The sequence below is a fragment of the Streptomyces corchorusii genome (assembly GCF_001514055.1).
Taxonomy (GTDB): Bacteria; Actinomycetota; Actinomycetes; order Streptomycetales; family Streptomycetaceae; genus Streptomyces; species Streptomyces olivaceoviridis.
Window position 1 is genome coordinate 21781 of record NZ_KQ948358.1, and the last position, 14304, is coordinate 36084.

General features: G+C 69.0%; 13 protein-coding genes and 1 pseudogene. 6 read left to right on the forward strand and 8 right to left on the reverse strand.

Annotated features, from left to right (window positions below):
• Window positions 1-49 precede the first annotated feature (49 nt).
• From AQJ11_RS21210 to AQJ11_RS21215, 3 genes are all read right to left on the reverse strand, one after another.
• On the reverse strand, window positions 50-1303 hold the full coding sequence (locus AQJ11_RS21210) for a S8 family serine peptidase (RefSeq protein WP_398780604.1): 1254 nt from the start codon (window positions 1301-1303) through the stop codon (window positions 50-52).
• Window positions 1304-1393: 90 nt separating this feature from the next.
• On the reverse strand, window positions 1394-3154 hold the full coding sequence (locus AQJ11_RS46130; RefSeq protein ID WP_079082370.1) for a hypothetical protein: 1761 nt from the start codon (window positions 3152-3154) through the stop codon (window positions 1394-1396).
• A 2-nt stretch (window positions 3155-3156) separates the two neighbouring features.
• Window positions 3157-3606, reverse strand: coding sequence for a hypothetical protein (locus AQJ11_RS21215; protein ID WP_059264244.1), 450 nt, complete (start codon window positions 3604-3606; stop codon window positions 3157-3159).
• A gap of 758 nt (window positions 3607-4364) precedes the next feature.
• Between AQJ11_RS21215 and AQJ11_RS21220 the strand changes: the two genes are divergently transcribed.
• Window positions 4365-5069: a hypothetical protein gene (locus tag AQJ11_RS21220; RefSeq protein WP_059264047.1), complete on the forward strand. Its 705-nt coding sequence runs from the start codon at window positions 4365-4367 to the stop codon at window positions 5067-5069.
• 17 nt (window positions 5070-5086) lie between these two features.
• Here the strand turns inward: AQJ11_RS21220 and AQJ11_RS21225 are convergent, their stop codons facing one another.
• From AQJ11_RS21225 to AQJ11_RS21235, 3 genes are read right to left on the reverse strand one after another with little or no spacing between them, the layout of a single operon-like run.
• Window positions 5087-5593, reverse strand: coding sequence for a hypothetical protein (locus AQJ11_RS21225; protein WP_244218310.1), 507 nt, complete (start codon window positions 5591-5593; stop codon window positions 5087-5089).
• 36 nt (window positions 5594-5629) lie between these two features.
• The gene (locus AQJ11_RS48325; protein ID WP_059264048.1) at window positions 5630-6871 is read right to left on the reverse strand and encodes a putative T7SS-secreted protein; all 1242 of its coding nucleotides are present in this window, start codon (window positions 6869-6871) and stop codon (window positions 5630-5632) included.
• Between the two features lie 19 nt (window positions 6872-6890).
• Window positions 6891-7202 (reverse strand): hypothetical protein, encoded by a 312-nt coding sequence (locus AQJ11_RS21235; RefSeq protein ID WP_159061679.1) that lies wholly within the window; start codon window positions 7200-7202, stop codon window positions 6891-6893.
• 35 nt (window positions 7203-7237) lie between these two features.
• On the opposite strand from AQJ11_RS21235, the gene AQJ11_RS21240 reads away from it, so the two are divergent.
• Window positions 7238-7936, forward strand: coding sequence for a hypothetical protein (locus tag AQJ11_RS21240; protein ID WP_159061680.1), 699 nt, complete (start codon window positions 7238-7240; stop codon window positions 7934-7936).
• Window positions 7937-8067: 131 nt separating this feature from the next.
• Window positions 8068-8421 carry a DUF4333 domain-containing protein gene (locus AQJ11_RS21245; protein ID WP_059264051.1) on the forward strand — a complete coding sequence of 118 codons (354 nt, stop codon included), beginning with the start codon at window positions 8068-8070 and terminating at the stop codon, window positions 8419-8421.
• Between the two features lie 109 nt (window positions 8422-8530).
• On the opposite strand, the gene mycP is transcribed toward AQJ11_RS21245, so the two are convergent.
• Together mycP and eccB are read right to left on the reverse strand one after the other, a co-directional pair.
• Complete coding sequence (mycP, locus tag AQJ11_RS21250; RefSeq protein ID WP_059264052.1) at window positions 8531-9796, reverse strand: type VII secretion-associated serine protease mycosin; 1266 nt, start codon at window positions 9794-9796, stop codon at window positions 8531-8533.
• Between the two features lie 24 nt (window positions 9797-9820).
• On the reverse strand, window positions 9821-11344 hold the full coding sequence (eccB, locus tag AQJ11_RS21255) for a type VII secretion protein EccB (RefSeq protein WP_058082109.1): 1524 nt from the start codon (window positions 11342-11344) through the stop codon (window positions 9821-9823).
• A gap of 207 nt (window positions 11345-11551) precedes the next feature.
• Between eccB and eccE the strand changes: the two genes are divergently transcribed.
• From eccE to AQJ11_RS52705, 3 genes and pseudogenes are all read left to right on the forward strand, one after another.
• Window positions 11552-12913: a type VII secretion protein EccE gene (eccE, locus tag AQJ11_RS21260; RefSeq protein WP_059264053.1), complete on the forward strand. Its 1362-nt coding sequence runs from the start codon at window positions 11552-11554 to the stop codon at window positions 12911-12913.
• Window positions 12913-13662, forward strand: coding sequence for a hypothetical protein (locus AQJ11_RS21265; protein WP_059264054.1), 750 nt, complete (start codon window positions 12913-12915; stop codon window positions 13660-13662). Before eccE ends, AQJ11_RS21265 begins: the two co-directional genes overlap by 1 nt.
• A 322-nt stretch (window positions 13663-13984) precedes the next feature.
• A pseudogene (locus tag AQJ11_RS52705) lies at window positions 13985-14041 on the forward strand (hypothetical protein); the annotation flags it as partial.
• Between the last annotated feature and the right edge of the window lie 263 nt (window positions 14042-14304).

Genomic DNA, 14304 nt, shown 5'->3' on the forward strand with positions numbered 1-14304 from the left:
TACTGCACGCCCTATCCGAAGAGCACAGGGCTACAGACGGCTGACGACGTCACCTGGCACGCCGCGCCCGCGCGACAGCCAGCCCGCCACCGCCGATCACGACGATGGCGGCTACGGCGCCGAGCGCGACCCAGAGCGTGGTGTTGTCGTTCGACGACTCCGTGCTTGATCCTGCCGCCGAAGTCCCGCCGGTAGAACCCTTTTCCGGGGCCTGTGACGGGGTTGATGCGGAGGAGGAAGGAGCAGACGGGGACGAGGAGGGGGAAGACGTGGAGGCCGCCGCGGACTTGGCCAGCAGGTCGCCGCCGTTCTCCTTGGCGAGCGGATCGACGTCCGCAGGACCGGGGTTGTAGTGGGCGTTCGCCAGAACCACGCGCGGGCGAACGGCACCATAACCGAGGTATTTGCTCGGTTTGTTCTTCGGCCAGGTGCGGCCGGCGGTGTCGATGAGAGCACGGGTGACCTGGTTCACCGTCCAGTCGGGGTGCGCAGACCAAATCAAGGCGGCGGCACCCGAGGCGATGGCGGCGGCCGAACTCGTTCCGTTCGCGTCGTCACAGTAGGAGCGGAAGTTGGTGTCGCACCAACCAGGGAAGCCCTGGCCCGGTGCAGCGAAGTCCACGTAGCCACCGGACGAGGCAAACTTCGAGACGGTGCCGGTTTTGTCGGCCGCCGTCACTCCCACTACGTATGGGAAGGCGGCTGGGTAGCCGATGTTGTCCCCCGACGTCAGGCCGTCATTGCCGACCGCGGCGATCAGCAGCTTGCCCTTCGAGGCCGCGTACTCGATGGCCTCTTTCACCTCGGGTATGGGAGCCGTCTCACCGAACGACATGCTGATGATCTTCACATCAGTGTCGGCCGCCGCCCTGATCGCATCTTCCGGTTCTGGGGTCTTCTTCTTCTCTTCCGCCCCGCCCTTCAGATCGTCCAGCTCAATCCGATACGGAACGATCTTCGCACCCGGCGCCAGACCCTTCAGGCTGCCCCCGGCTCCCGTACCCGCGATCAACTCCGCCATGGTCGTCCCGTGACCCTCGTAGTCGACTGTCGCACGGTATGCCACCGACTTCGGCGTCTCATCAGCCAGGACCTGCCCCTTCAGCGAAGGAGTATCCGCGTTCACTCCGCTGTCAATGACAGCGACCTTGACACCCTTACCGGTGCTGACCTTCCACATCTGCTCAGCCTGCATCGGACCCAGGTACCACTGCTTTGCCTGGACATCATCTGCAACAGCGCCCGGCGCAAACCCCACGGCCGTGGCCACCAGGACGCCGACGGCCGCGCCCACAGCACGCACTCGTCTACCGCTGCGTGTCCCATGGAGCGAAACCCGCTCGGCTCGTCGGCTCATCCCTGACTTCATCGTCTTCCGTGTCCTCGCTCGCGGTCAGTTCGCTACCGGCGGCACATCACGCCGGGGCTTCTCGGGCAACTGCGTCTCTTCGTCCCCGTCCTCAGCCTTCCGCTTACGGCCAGCACCGCGCACGAGACCGGCACCACCACGCGTCATACCGTTCCGCTCGGCACCCGCAGCGGAGTTCCGCCCGGCCGGCCTGCCCGTAACAGCCTCGGAGGTGCCCGTACCGGTACGAGAGCCGGTCGAATCGGTCGGATTTGCACCGGGCCGCGCCGCGGACTCGGATGCCCCGAAGACACCACGCTGACCCAACCGACCGGTCCTGGCCTGCGAACTGGCCTGTCCCTCTGCCCCGACGACCGTGCCACGGGGAATCCTCGCCCCGCCCTTCGCCGGACCACCTGTGGCCGTGGGGCGCCCCCCGACGACTCCATTGGAACGACCGGCGCCGGTGGCCGGCGTGGTGTTCGCCCGGGGCGTCGCCGTGCCGCCAGGCCGCGGCGTACCACCAGTGACCGCGCGGCCCATCGGAGACGCAGTACCCCTACCGGCGGGCTGTCCCGTCGACGTGGCACGCCCCATCTGGTTCATAGGTCCTTGTGCCGCGGTTCGTCCGGGACCCTGGGGATTGGTCAGCCCGGCCGCACCCGCCCGCCCCTGCGCGAAGGGAGGAGTACGGTACCCAGCCGAACCACTCAGGCTTCGGCCCGACGTCGGATTGGGCAGCGGAACCCGGTAGCCGGCGCCACCCAACGGGTCGGGCTGACCGCCGCCGCCTGCCGGGGGCGTGCCTGTGACCGGCGGAGTGGGGCCGGCCGTGTGTGTGGTTGTGGGAGGAGGCAGCGTGCCGGTGCTATCGATGTTCGTACCGACAGGCGGCTCCTCTGGGAGCGGGACGGTGTGGTTGTTGGGCGTCGTCGGGATGTGGGGCGAGGTGGTGCCGCCGGTGACGTGGTGGACTGCGTTGTCCTGTCCCACTGCAGTGGTGTGATGGCCAATGGCAGGTGCGGAACCGGTACCTGTGTGCGAGCCCGTGCCGGCCGTCGGACGGTCAGCCCCGTACGAGCTGACGGGCCGCGGCCGAGGCACCCCGACTTTGGGCATGGACGTGAAGTTCGGCGTTTTATCCTTGGCGGGCAGGGCCGCGAGAACCTCTTCCGAGACCGCGTAGTACGACGCCAACCGGTTCATCTGGTTGATCGCCTCTTGACGGTCCTTCTCCACTTGCACGGCATGGTCGTACTCCGCCTTGTTCGCGGCCTTCTCCGCGTCGGTGAACTTGTCGGGCCGCTTCGGGTTTGCCCTGGTGTCACGAGCCGGCATGCCACCACGCACGGCCGCGAGGCCCACGGCTGCAGCGGTGATCTGGTCCCCCGCCGCTCCGGCGAACTCGCTCAGGTGATGGGTGTTCCTGACGAGGTTGTCTCCCCAATCACGGAATTCCTGCCCCGACAGTCCGACCCAGGGGACCTTGTCGATGTAGGCCTTGAGGTCGTCAGCAGCCTTCTTGATGGCATCGCGAGCATCCCACAGGGCCTTCCCGGAAGACTCAAGGTCCTCCGGGTCGGTTTCCTCGACAAGATCAATCATCTTGTTCAGATCAAGGTCGCGCTTGTCGAAATCCGTCCTGGCGGCCAAGGCTCGCCCGAAGGGAGTCGCTTCGACCGCCGAGCGCATCATGCCGTTGAGGAACCCGCCCCGCGGACCGTCCTCGATACCACGGACGATGTCCGTCGCGGAGTTCTGCTGAGAAACGCGATGCAGATCGCCGCTGTGCTTCTTGTCCGTCATCGTCACAACTCCGCGCCAGTCTTCGGGTCGTTGGCGTGCTGACTGTCGTCCTTCTTGCGCTGGAGCTTCCCGATCTCCGTCTGGATCGCCCAGAACCGCTGACGCTGCTCCTCTTCGAGTTTTTCGAAGCCATGGCGCGCACCAGTGACCGCAATGCCGGTCGCCTCGATCTGCAGGTGCAAGATTTTGGACAGGGTCGTCAGCTCTTGATGAACTCTCGTGTACTGCTTGTACAGCCCGTGCGCCTCAGGGAACTCGCTCTCCCCTCCAGACGTCAGCGACGTAGCCCTGATCGTCTGAGCACCGACCTTCGCCGGGCTGCCCGCGGACCCTTCGAGAGCGCTCAGCACCTCGTCCACTTGGCCCACGAACTTTCCCAGCGCCTCGCCACTGGCCTCCAGGTTCGCCGCCCTGGTCGCCGACACGCCCCCCACCATGTCTGACGGAAGCACGACGCTCCTCCCCGTTTCCCCGTACATCCATCGGCTCCTCCGGAGCGAGGGCCGACCAACCGCTCGCCGTACGATCGCAAAGCGAGCCGCGTCTCACAACGCGTTTACCACTCTAGTCAACCCGTCCAACCGGTCCAACCAGGCAGGCTTGTTGGCTCGACTTCACCTAAGACCCAGGTGCCACACTTGGTCGGAATTGCCCGTTTCTAATGAGCGAACGCGCACGGCGACACAGTCGCGCCCCACCAGTTCGACGATCAGCGATGCATCAACGTGAAGGCTTGAGCGCGGGCCCCCTCATGCGATCTACAGCAAACCTCCACGCCTCGATGCTGCCCCCGGACAGTTCCAGTCGAAACAACGTCACCTCGCGCGCCGCGCCCGCACAACGGCCACACCTCCGGGCCGTCGTTCCCAACAGCCTCGGACGCACCCACGCCAGCGCAAGACCCGGAAGAGCCAGCCGGCTTCGCACCGGGCCCCGCCACGCACTCGACTCGGCAGGGTTCGACATCCTCGGGGTGACTATCCTCGATACGCAGGTCGATCACCCTGTGCAGGTCGAGGTCATGCTTGTCGTAGTTCGTGCTGATGGCGACAGCCCGCCCGAACAGGCCGACTGCAAGAACGAACGAATCTCCCGAGTTCGGTTCCTTCGCTGACCGGTGCCAATTGCCCTCGCTACCACGAGTGACTCAGCCGGAACGCTCCCGGCGCCCGGCCGACGGTGCGGGCGTCATCAGACATAATCGCGTCCCATGACCGTACTGATGCCTGTGCTCATGATCCTGGTCGTGGGAGGGATCTTCGCCCTCGTCATCACCATGATGGTGCGCGCCCAGCGGAACCGGGCGCGCGGCGTGCAGGAGAGAGCCGCGGCGATCCGACTCGCCCAGGAGCGCGGCTACGGCTACCAGCAAGCCACATACGGGCTGATCGACGGGCTCTGCGGCATGGCGCCGCTGCCCGTCAGCGGGCGCAACCTGCGGGCGGAGCACTACATCACCGGGGAGTTCCGGGGTCGTGGCTTCCGCTGCTTCGAGTATGTGACCGGCACCCTCGACGTCCACGACGGCCCGGGACGGAACCAGCCCGTCTTCTGGACGGTGTTCGCGATCGCCGCGCCGGGCCCCGGGCCCGAACTGGTGGTGCGACGGCCGCAGGCGCTCGACGGGATGACACAGCGTGGCCGTGTGGTGCAGCTCGGCGTGCCGGAGTTCGACGAGGCGTTCCGGGTGATCACGGATGACGAGTCGTTCGCCCGTGACGCCCTGGCGGGCGACGTGGCGCCCTTCCTGACCGCGCAGCCGCAGGCCGTGCGGGACTTCCCGGTCCGGCTGCACAACAGCGAGCTGATCACCTGGCGCCGGGGCCGGCTGAGCCCGCAGGACTTCGACGAGCGGCTCGGCTACCTGTGCGATGTGCTGGACCGGATCCCGCCGCGGGTCTGGTCGGCGGTCTGAGACCGCCGACCCGGGCGTCAGGCGGCTTGGTCCGCCCGTACGGAGCGGACGAACTGCTTGAAGTCGTCCAGCACCGCCGCCAGCTGTTCCGGCTTCGCCGTGAGCACCAGCTCGATCACCGCCCGCTGTGACGGACGGTCCACATCCTCCAGGCCCAGGTAGACCTGGCTCTGCACCAGTTCGAGCGGCTCTCCGTGCAGGGTGGTCGACAGGCGCAGGTTCTGGACGACACCCGGTGAGTCGGTGAGCCCCGGGATGTCGGGAGTCCCCACCTCTTCCTGCTTGGTGACCTCCACGGTGCCGGCCTGCCCGAGCCGCCGTACCGACTCGTCGGCGATCTGCCGCATGGTGGCGCTGTCGTTGCGCATGCCGCCGGCGATGGTGATGTTCGCCGTGAACCCGTCGATGGAGGCGGGGTGCAGAGCGACGAAGGCCGCATCGGGCGCCCCCACCTCGTCCGGCGGCGCCGATCGCCAGCCGTCCGGCAACGAGAACGAGATCTTGACCGGCAGCGTGCCCGTCATCGTGAACCCACTTCCTTGCTGAGCCTCATCGCAAGCCTAGAACCACTTGCCGAGCGTGTGGTCGTATGCCGAGCCCGCGGCATCGCCGATCGCGTCCGCGGCGTCACCGACCGTGTCGACGACCTCGCCCGGATCGACGGTGACCTGGAAGCCCACCTTCCCGCCGAGCCCGAGTCCGACACCGACCTCGCCGCCGACGTGGTACTTGCCGTCGTCGCCCTTGCCGACGTCGACGCTGGCCGAGGCGCCCGCGCCGGCCCACGCCTCGCCGGTCACACCGGCACCGACACCGCCCACGTCCGCGGCGGCCGACCCCTCGGCCTTCGCGCCGGCGAAAGCCTCCGCGCCCCCGTGCAGGCCGTCCTTGCCGATGGTGGCCTTCGCTTCGGCGTTGGCGCCCACCAGCGCGCTGCCTTGGGCCTGAAGGCCGAGAATGCCGTACTCGGCCTTGCCGCCGGCCTCGGCCTTGGCGAGATACATGCTCGCCGTCCCTTTCAGCTCCAGGTTCCCGTCGGTGATGCCGGCGACCGCGGAGGCGTCATTGCCGAGCAGCGAAACACCCGCGTTGCCGGACAACTTGACGCCGCCCACCGTGGTCTCGCCCTTGGCGTCCGCGGACCAGACATTGGCACCGCCGCTGAACTCGGCGATCTTCACCGACCAGCTGACCTTCTTCGGCGCGTCGGGATCTTCCGACGTGGCGTTGGGATCCTGGTAGCCCCATTGCCGCTTCCGCTTGTCGGCAGGGTTGTTCCCGTACTGCCACAGCTCGTCCTCTTTGACGGTGGTCTGGCCGAGTCCGAGCTCCTTGGCGAGCTGCCGCGCCTGGGTCAGCCAGTTCGGGCTGTCCTTGGCGCCGCCGGACAGCTTCTCCAGCTTGGACGAGAGCGTTCCGGCCTCGTGTTCAAGCTGGGTGCGCGCGGTGCTGAGCACCTGCTGTGCTCCCGCGTGGTCGCCTTTGTCCCACTTCTCTATCGCGTCGGCCGCCTGCCCCTGCGCCCAGTGGAGCATGCTGGTGTACGACTTGATGGCGCCGGCCGCACCTGCCATGTGGTCAGATGCGATGTACCAGTTGCCCTTCTCGCCGTTCAGGCTCTTCCAGAACGCGTCGCTGGCCTCTCCGTGCCAGCCGGGGACCTTCACGTCCCGCAGATTGGACCCGACCTTGTCGAACTTGTCCGCCCAGTGCTGCATGGTGTCTGCGAGCTCGGTCAGCGCGTGTACGTCACCGGGAATGAGCTCCTTGGGGTCCTTCGTCGACCCGAGTGCGGCTGCCACTGCTTCCCCCGCTCTTGCCTTACTTGCCCTGGTTCGTCTTGACGGAGTTGGCCGCGTCCCGGACCTGCCCGTCCGTGTCCGTCAAGGTGCCCGATGCCGAGATCAGCCCGGCCGCGCGCTGGGCCGTGCTGCCGCTGAGGATCTGCGCGCCCGCCTGCCAGGTCGCGCAGAACGCCACGAACGACGAGGACGCCGACGAATGCCCGAAGGACGAGCTCCGTCCCGCCGACCCCTCCAGATCGAAACCCTCGGTCGGGCGCAGGGCCTCGACGATGTCTTTGGCGCCCTTTTTGAGAGACTGTGAATCCGCCCCCAGATCAGGATCAGCCACGGCTGCCCTCCTCTTCATCAACTCCTGCCGAGGCAATGCTCATTGACGCACTTAATGATCGGCGCGCGAAGTGTAGCATCGGCACCTGCGGACATCAGAAGGCGAACTCCTCGATGAACTTCGACGACCTGCCGCATCCGACGAAACGGCGCAACGTGGTCATCGTCAACGACCGCGAAATACCGCGCCGTCACTTTCTCCTGGCCGCCGCTGGTGTCTTCGTTCTCTTCGGCGGCGCTTTCAGTGGCATCGTCTGGGCCGGCTGGTCCGACGCACAGGAGAACTCCCGCGGTGACGAGGAGGTCTCCGCCCTGGTCGCCCTCGCGCGGCGGCGGGGATGGACGTACCGGGCGCGGGTCGCGGGGGGCGCCGACCGTTACGAAGGCGCCGCCCCCTTTCCTGACGTGTCGTCGGGACTGAGCGTGTGGGACTGCGTCGAGGGCCGGCATCGCGGCCGTACCGTTCGCTGCTTCGAGTACCGCGACGTGCGGACCGTCCAGTCGGCGGGTCCCGGGCGCTCCCTCACGAAGACGTCGTACTACGCCGTCTTCTCGGTCACCGCTGCGGACACCGTCCGGGGTTCCGTGGTCCGCGCAGCGGACGCCGACGGCCCGCTCCGATTCGACGGCGGCGAACTCATCACCTGGACCAAGGGCCGGCTCCGGGAAGAAGACGTCCTGCCGAAGCTCGATTACCTTTGCAATGTCCTCGACCGCGCGTCTGATTCCCGATGAGTATTCCCGGTGAGGACTTCCGGCAGGCCAAGTGAATGGCTGCGTCGGCGGGATGGAGGATTCATGAAGCTTCCTGGGTGCCAGTATGCTTCGGGCGTTCTCTCGTCCTGATACCCGGAATGGAGCCCCCCATGGCGATAGCCCGCACGTCCGCAGCAGCATGGAGTATTTCGGCTGTGGCCGCCGGTGTGCTGCTTGTCGGCTGTTCGGGATCGGTCACCGTGGAGAAGTCCGAACCGAAGCTCTCCGCCGGCAAACTGGCCGACACGGTATCCGAGAAGCTCGCGGCACAGACGGGTCGACCGAAGCCGGACGTCACCTGTCCGGAGGACCTCGCGGGCAAGGTCGGCACCACCACCCGTTGCACGCTCACCGCCGACGACGGCAGCACGCTGGGCGTGACCGTGACCGTCTCCTCCGTGAAGGGGAGCCAGATCAACTTCGACTTGAAGGCCGACGACAAGGCCTCGCCGCCGGCGAGCTGACACGAGCCCTTCACGGCGAACAGAGCGGTACGACGTGCGGCGGCGGTGCCTCGGGGGACACCGCCGCCGCACCATGTCGGCGTCACCGAACGCCGCCGGAGAACCGACGTCAGGAAGCGCGCGGGCGACCACCGCGCCTGCGGCGCGCGTCGCGGACCGCCACCGCCGTGCCCGTCAGGCCCGCCACCAGCACCAGGCCCCCCACGACCGTGTACGTCGCCAGACGGTTGTCGCGTTCCTCGGCCGTCTCGCCGAAGTGCAGGGGGGTGACCGACGGGGCCTCTCCCCTGGCCACGCCGTTCTCGGGTTTCGGGGACTCGACGGGGTGCGCCGGGTCCACCTCCGTGAGTGCCTTCACGGGGTCCACCACACCCCAGCCCACCAGCCGGTCACGCCCGGGGATCGCGCGTTCCGCGGTCTGTTCGATCTGGGCGACGACCTGCTGGGCCGTCCAGTCGGGGTACTTGGACTTCAACAGGGCGGCGACTCCCGCGACATAGGGCGCCGAGAAGCTCGTACCGTTGTCCGAGCAGTGGCCGTTGCCCGGGACCGTGGAGATCATGTCGACGCCGGGAGCCGAGACCCCCACGAAGTCTCCCGACTGTGAGAACGCGGCGCGTTCGTTGTTGCGGTCGGAGGCTGCCACCGCCAGGACGCCTTCGTACGACGCCGGGTACGTGACCTTGACGTTGCCGCCCAGGCCGTCGTTGCCGGCGGACGCCACCACGACGACCTTATGACCCAGGGCATAGTCGACGGCGTCCTTCAGCTTCGAGGTCTTCGGGTCGAGCGCCTCGGCCGTGTCCTGGGAGATGTTGATGACGTCGGCGCCCGCCTGGACCGCGTACGTGATCGCCGAGGCCAGTGAGTCGGCCGTGCCGTCGCCCTCGGCGTCGTTCTGCTTGATCGGGATGATCGTGGCGTCCGGGGCCAGGCCCACGAAGCCCGTGCCCTTCGCCGGGCGGGCCGCGATGATGCCTGCCACGCGCGTGCCGTGGCCGACCGTGTCGGTGGTGCCCGACTTGTTGCCGCGGTCTATCTTCTCGCCCTTGCGGTTCTTGTCGGGCAGCAGGTTCTTGCCCTTGGACGCGTCCACGGCCTTGGTGAGTTGCGGGTTCCTGACGTCCACACCGGTATCGATCACGGCCACCTGGACGCCCTTGCCCGTGGACTGCGCCCACAGCTCGTCCAGGTTGACGCGTTGCAGCGCCCACGGCCGGCCCGCGTACGGCTTCGACGGGAACGTGCACTGGCCGTCGTCCGCCCGGGCCGGGGAAGGGGGCAGGGCGAGCACCGTGGTCGCCGCGGTGAGGGCCACCGCGGCGACCACGACCACCGCTCGGGTCGCGGCTTCCGACGTCCTTGCCTTCAGCATGAGTCCGTTCTCCTCCGCGCGCCGCTACGAACCTTGCGGCTGCCGCGCCGCCGCCTCCGACAGGCGCGGGCCCGTCGGCAGGAAGGTCGACCACTCCAGCGGGATGGGCGTGGGCGTCAGCTTCTCGTAACCGAGGCGGGTCTGGGCGATCTTCGCCTCGGCCAGTTCCTCCTTGCGCTTCTTGGCGGAGGTGCCGATGCCCTTGTCGTCGGTGGCGCTGTCGCTGTTGGACTGCAAGGCGTAGCGCAGGCCCGTGTCGGTGACCAGGAAGACGCCGCCGGCCGTGGTCTCCGTGCCCTGGAACTGACGGTAGAGCTGACCGGAACCGGCGGTGACGTAGGCACTGGACGAACCCGTGGGCAGCTGGGCGGGGAAGTCCTTGCCGACCCAGGTGGACAGGGTCGTCGCTCCCTTGGCGCCGACCGACCGCAGCACGTTGCAGACCGTGTTGCGGCCGCTGGTGGCGCTGGAGCCGTCGTTCACCGTCCTCGGCTTGTACGTCGGCCAGTTCTTGTCCTCTTCGAAGGCCGTGCTGTCGGCGACCGCGCCGGGGCTGACCTGCTGCGCCTCGCCGGCCTGGCCGACGCCGACGAGCTGACCGCTGTTGAGCAGGAGCGTGGCGGTGAACTCGGAGATGCGGGCCACTTCCCCTCGCAGGACGACGTAGTACCGCAACACCTGTCCGTCGTAGGCCTTGATGACCTCGCCGACCTTGTCGTACTGCGCGGGCATGATCCCGGCGTCGGCCTTCGCGCCGGGTGTGCCCTCGATCGGCGGGATGGCGATCGGGTCGCCCTTGCGGAGGGTGTCGAGCCATTCCTGGGAGACGCGCTGCGGGGCACGGCCCCGGGTGTCGAGGGCTTTGAGGAGCTCCTTGTCGCCCGGGTCGGCGAGCTTGTACGCCGTGCCCCGCGCGTCGACGACGTACTGGGTCTTGCCGTCCGGACCGACGACGTACATCAGGTCGCCTCGGGTGAGCCTGTCGGCTCCCTCCGTCTTGGACCACTCCTTCTTCGCGAGGACGAACGCCGCCTTCTGGATGGCCCGGCCACCGTCGGCGGGGCGCTCGCAGACCGCCCAGCGCTTGGCGGCCTCGGCCTCTTCCGGGGAGGGCAGGCGGTCGGGCGCGTACGGGATGCCGATGGTGGCGCCGTGCGGAGGCTTGCCGCTGTCCAGGATCCCCTCGTCGACGGTGATGACGCTGGCCTTGCCGGGGTCCAGGAGCAACTTGGCCGAGGCCATGTTGAGGACGGGGTGGAGCTGTTTCTGCTTGCCCGTCTTGAGCACGACGTACCGGGTGGTCGACTTGCTGGCGACGATGACGTGTTCCTCGGGGGTGTCCCAGCCCTTGGGTGCCGTCGGGCTGAACATGCCGATCGCACCGAACACCGCGAGGATCACCACACCGACGACGACGCCGGGGACGAGTGCGCCCAGCGGCTTGGGAGCGCCCTCTTCCGAGCCGGAGGGGGAAGGCCGCAGGAAGGACGCGAGCGTGCGGCGCTTCGCGAAGGTGTAGGCGTTGAGTTCGTCCCGCCGTGATGCCATCTGTGTCCGCTCTCTCCCCGTTGCGGAGCCGTGGGGGACCTGTGAAGATCCGTCCCCCGTCCTCGGTTTGCCTCTGGTGCCTCGACTGTCAGACCCGGCCCCTACTATGCCTGTTGCGAGGACGTGCTGGTGGCACGGGTAGGGTGCTCAGGGCTTGAAGGGACCGGAGCGCAAGGGAATTCGGGAGAGTTCGGGGGTTTTGAAGTGATGGCTTCCGCAACGCGGACCCGGTCGCGATCGCAATCGGGGTCACGATCGAGTGGCGCGCGCCGGTCGGGTGCCCGCGGCTCTTCCTCCGGGCGCGACGACGCCCACCAGGCACCCACGCCCTACCAGGGCGCCTTCGCGCCGCGTCTGGAGTCCCGCTCGGGCCGAGGCGGTTCGTTCGCGGTGCAGCGGCTGGTGCTGCTGGAGATCGCGGGCGCGCTAGCGCTGTGCGGCTGGCTCATCGGCACGATGGCGCTGATCGCCGTCGCCCCCGTCTCCCTGGTGTTCGTGGTGCTCGCCGTCGTACGGCGCCGGGGACGCTCCCTGCCGGAATGGCTCGGCACCCTGCTGGCCATGCGGTCCCGCATACGACGGGCCGCGAGCACTCCGGTGCCGCCGGGGACCGACTCCGGTCTCGCGCCCGCCGTGGAGTGCGACCCGACCCTGCGCACGTTCAGCTTCAACCGCGGTGACGACCGCGATCAGCGGCCGATCGGCATGGTGGGGGACGGCGGCTTCCTGACAGCGGTGCTCCAGGTGGAGTCGGACGTCGACGCGCTCCGCGCGGAGCGCGGGAGGCGACCGCTGCCGATGGCCCTCGTCCGGGACGTCCTCGAAGTCGACGGCATCCAGCTGGAGTCGGCGCAGATCGTGGTGCACACCCAGCCCGCGCCCGCGCTGCACCTGCCTCAGCAGTCCGTCGTCGTCAGCAACTACGCGCCGTTGCAGGCCCAGACCGGCTCCCCCGCGGTCCGCATCACCTGGATCGCGCTGAAGCTCGACCCCGAGCTGTGCCCGGAGGCGGTGGCCGCGCGCGGCGGCGGGCTGCTGGGGGCGCAGAAGTGCCTGGCGCGCTCGGCCGAACACCTGTCGAGCCGGCTGACCGGCGCCGGGTTCCGGGCGAACGTGCTCACCGAGGAGGAGCTGACGGCCGCCATCGCCACCTCCGCGTGTGCCAACCCGATGGTGACCGCCCAGGCCGGGCGGGGCGAGGCGCCGCAGCGGCGGACCGAGGAGTCCAGCCGCAGCTGGCGCTGCGACAACCGCCGGCACACCACCTACTGGGTGCGGCGCTGGCCCCAGCTCGGCGGCTCCGGCGGCTCCCTGGCCCAGCTGGTGGCACAGCTGACCGCCGTGCCCGCGCTCGCGACGACCTTCAGCCTGACGCTGGCCAAGGGCGCGCAGCAGGACGTGACCGTCACCGGCCATGTGCGGATCACCGGCCGCAGCAAGCAGGAACTGACCGACGCGCGGCGGGATCTGGAGCGTGCGGCGCAGCAGGCACGCACCGGGCTCGCACGCCTGGACCGTGAACAACTCCCCGGCGTTCTGGCCACCCTGCCGCTCGGAGGTGCCCGCTGATGACCATGACGACCTCACCCACCCCGTCCCGTCCGGGTCTCGGTGAGCGGCTGCGCACCGGCTTCGGCCTGCTCGGCCCCCGTCACCCGCGGCACACCCTGCCCGTGGAGCAGGTGGACGCGCTGACCCTGCCCATCGGCGACGACGGCGTGGTGGTCGGCGTCAACAACGAGGGGCAGCCCGCCATCCTCGGGGTGAACCGCCCCACGCCGTACGACATCGTGCTCATCGGCGGCCTGTGGACCGCGCAGGTCATGGCCCTGCGCTCCGCCGCCACAGGTGCCCGGGTCGCGGTGGAGACCGGGCGGCCGCAGGCCTGGATGCAGATGGTGCATGCCATGGGCGGCGGGCAGAACGGGTTGTCCGTGTACGACGTCGGGCGGGTGCCGCCGCAGGGTGCCTCCGCCGGTACGCCGGTGCTGGTGGTGCGGGACTGCGGGATGCGGCCCCCGCGCGGCCGGGTGGTGTCCGGTCCCTGGCAGTCCGTGCTGACCCTGCTGCCGTATCTCAGCCCCGTCGCGCCCCGGCTGCTGCGGCAGGCGCGGCTCGCCGGTATCCAGCGGGTCTCGCCGGACGAGGCCGCCGAACTCGGGCGCACGATGGGGCTGTCGCGGACCGAGGTGGAGTCGCTGCCGGGGCTGCCCGACGGCGTCACCCTGTGGTGTACCGACCGTGACCGGCAGTACGTACTGACCCAACCCACCGACGCCGAGGTCGGATTGTTGGGCACGCCCCGACGGATGGACTGAACTGCCCTTTTCCATCCCTTTTGTTCAGGGTGTTGTGCGCGATCGCACGGTGTGGACAGGTGTCTGCACGCGTGCCGTGACCTGGTGTGCGGGCGCGGAGAGGTGGGCGGGCCTGCCGAGGTGCGGCTCCTGGTGATTAGGCTGGGAGCGGGCGCGATGACAGGACCCGTGAACCGGCGTCGGTGTCCCGGGGGGAGAGCCGGTGCTTCGGACCGCCCCGAACGACTACGGACGACTCGGTACGACACGGCATGGCCGCCCCGGCACGGCATGAGGGTGCTCGACCACACCAGGAGGAACTGTGAGCAGCGATCGGGACGGGATGCGCGGGGGCTGGGACACACCCGGCGATGACCAGCCCGACGCGGAGGCCGTCGAGACCACCGGCGAGTTCACCATCGACTACGCTCCCCCCGCCTGGTACACGCAGAACGCGTCCGGAGCGGGCGGTACGGGTGCCGGTGGCGCCGGCGGCACGGGAGGTGCCGGCGGTTTCGCCGGGTCCACCGGGTCCGCGGCTGCCGGTGACTCGGGCACTCCGGCGGCTCCCGGGCTGCCGTTCCCCAATACCGCGCCGGTACCGGGCCCGACACCGCCTCCGCCGGCCACCCCGCCGGTGGGTACGCCCCCGCAGGGGACTCC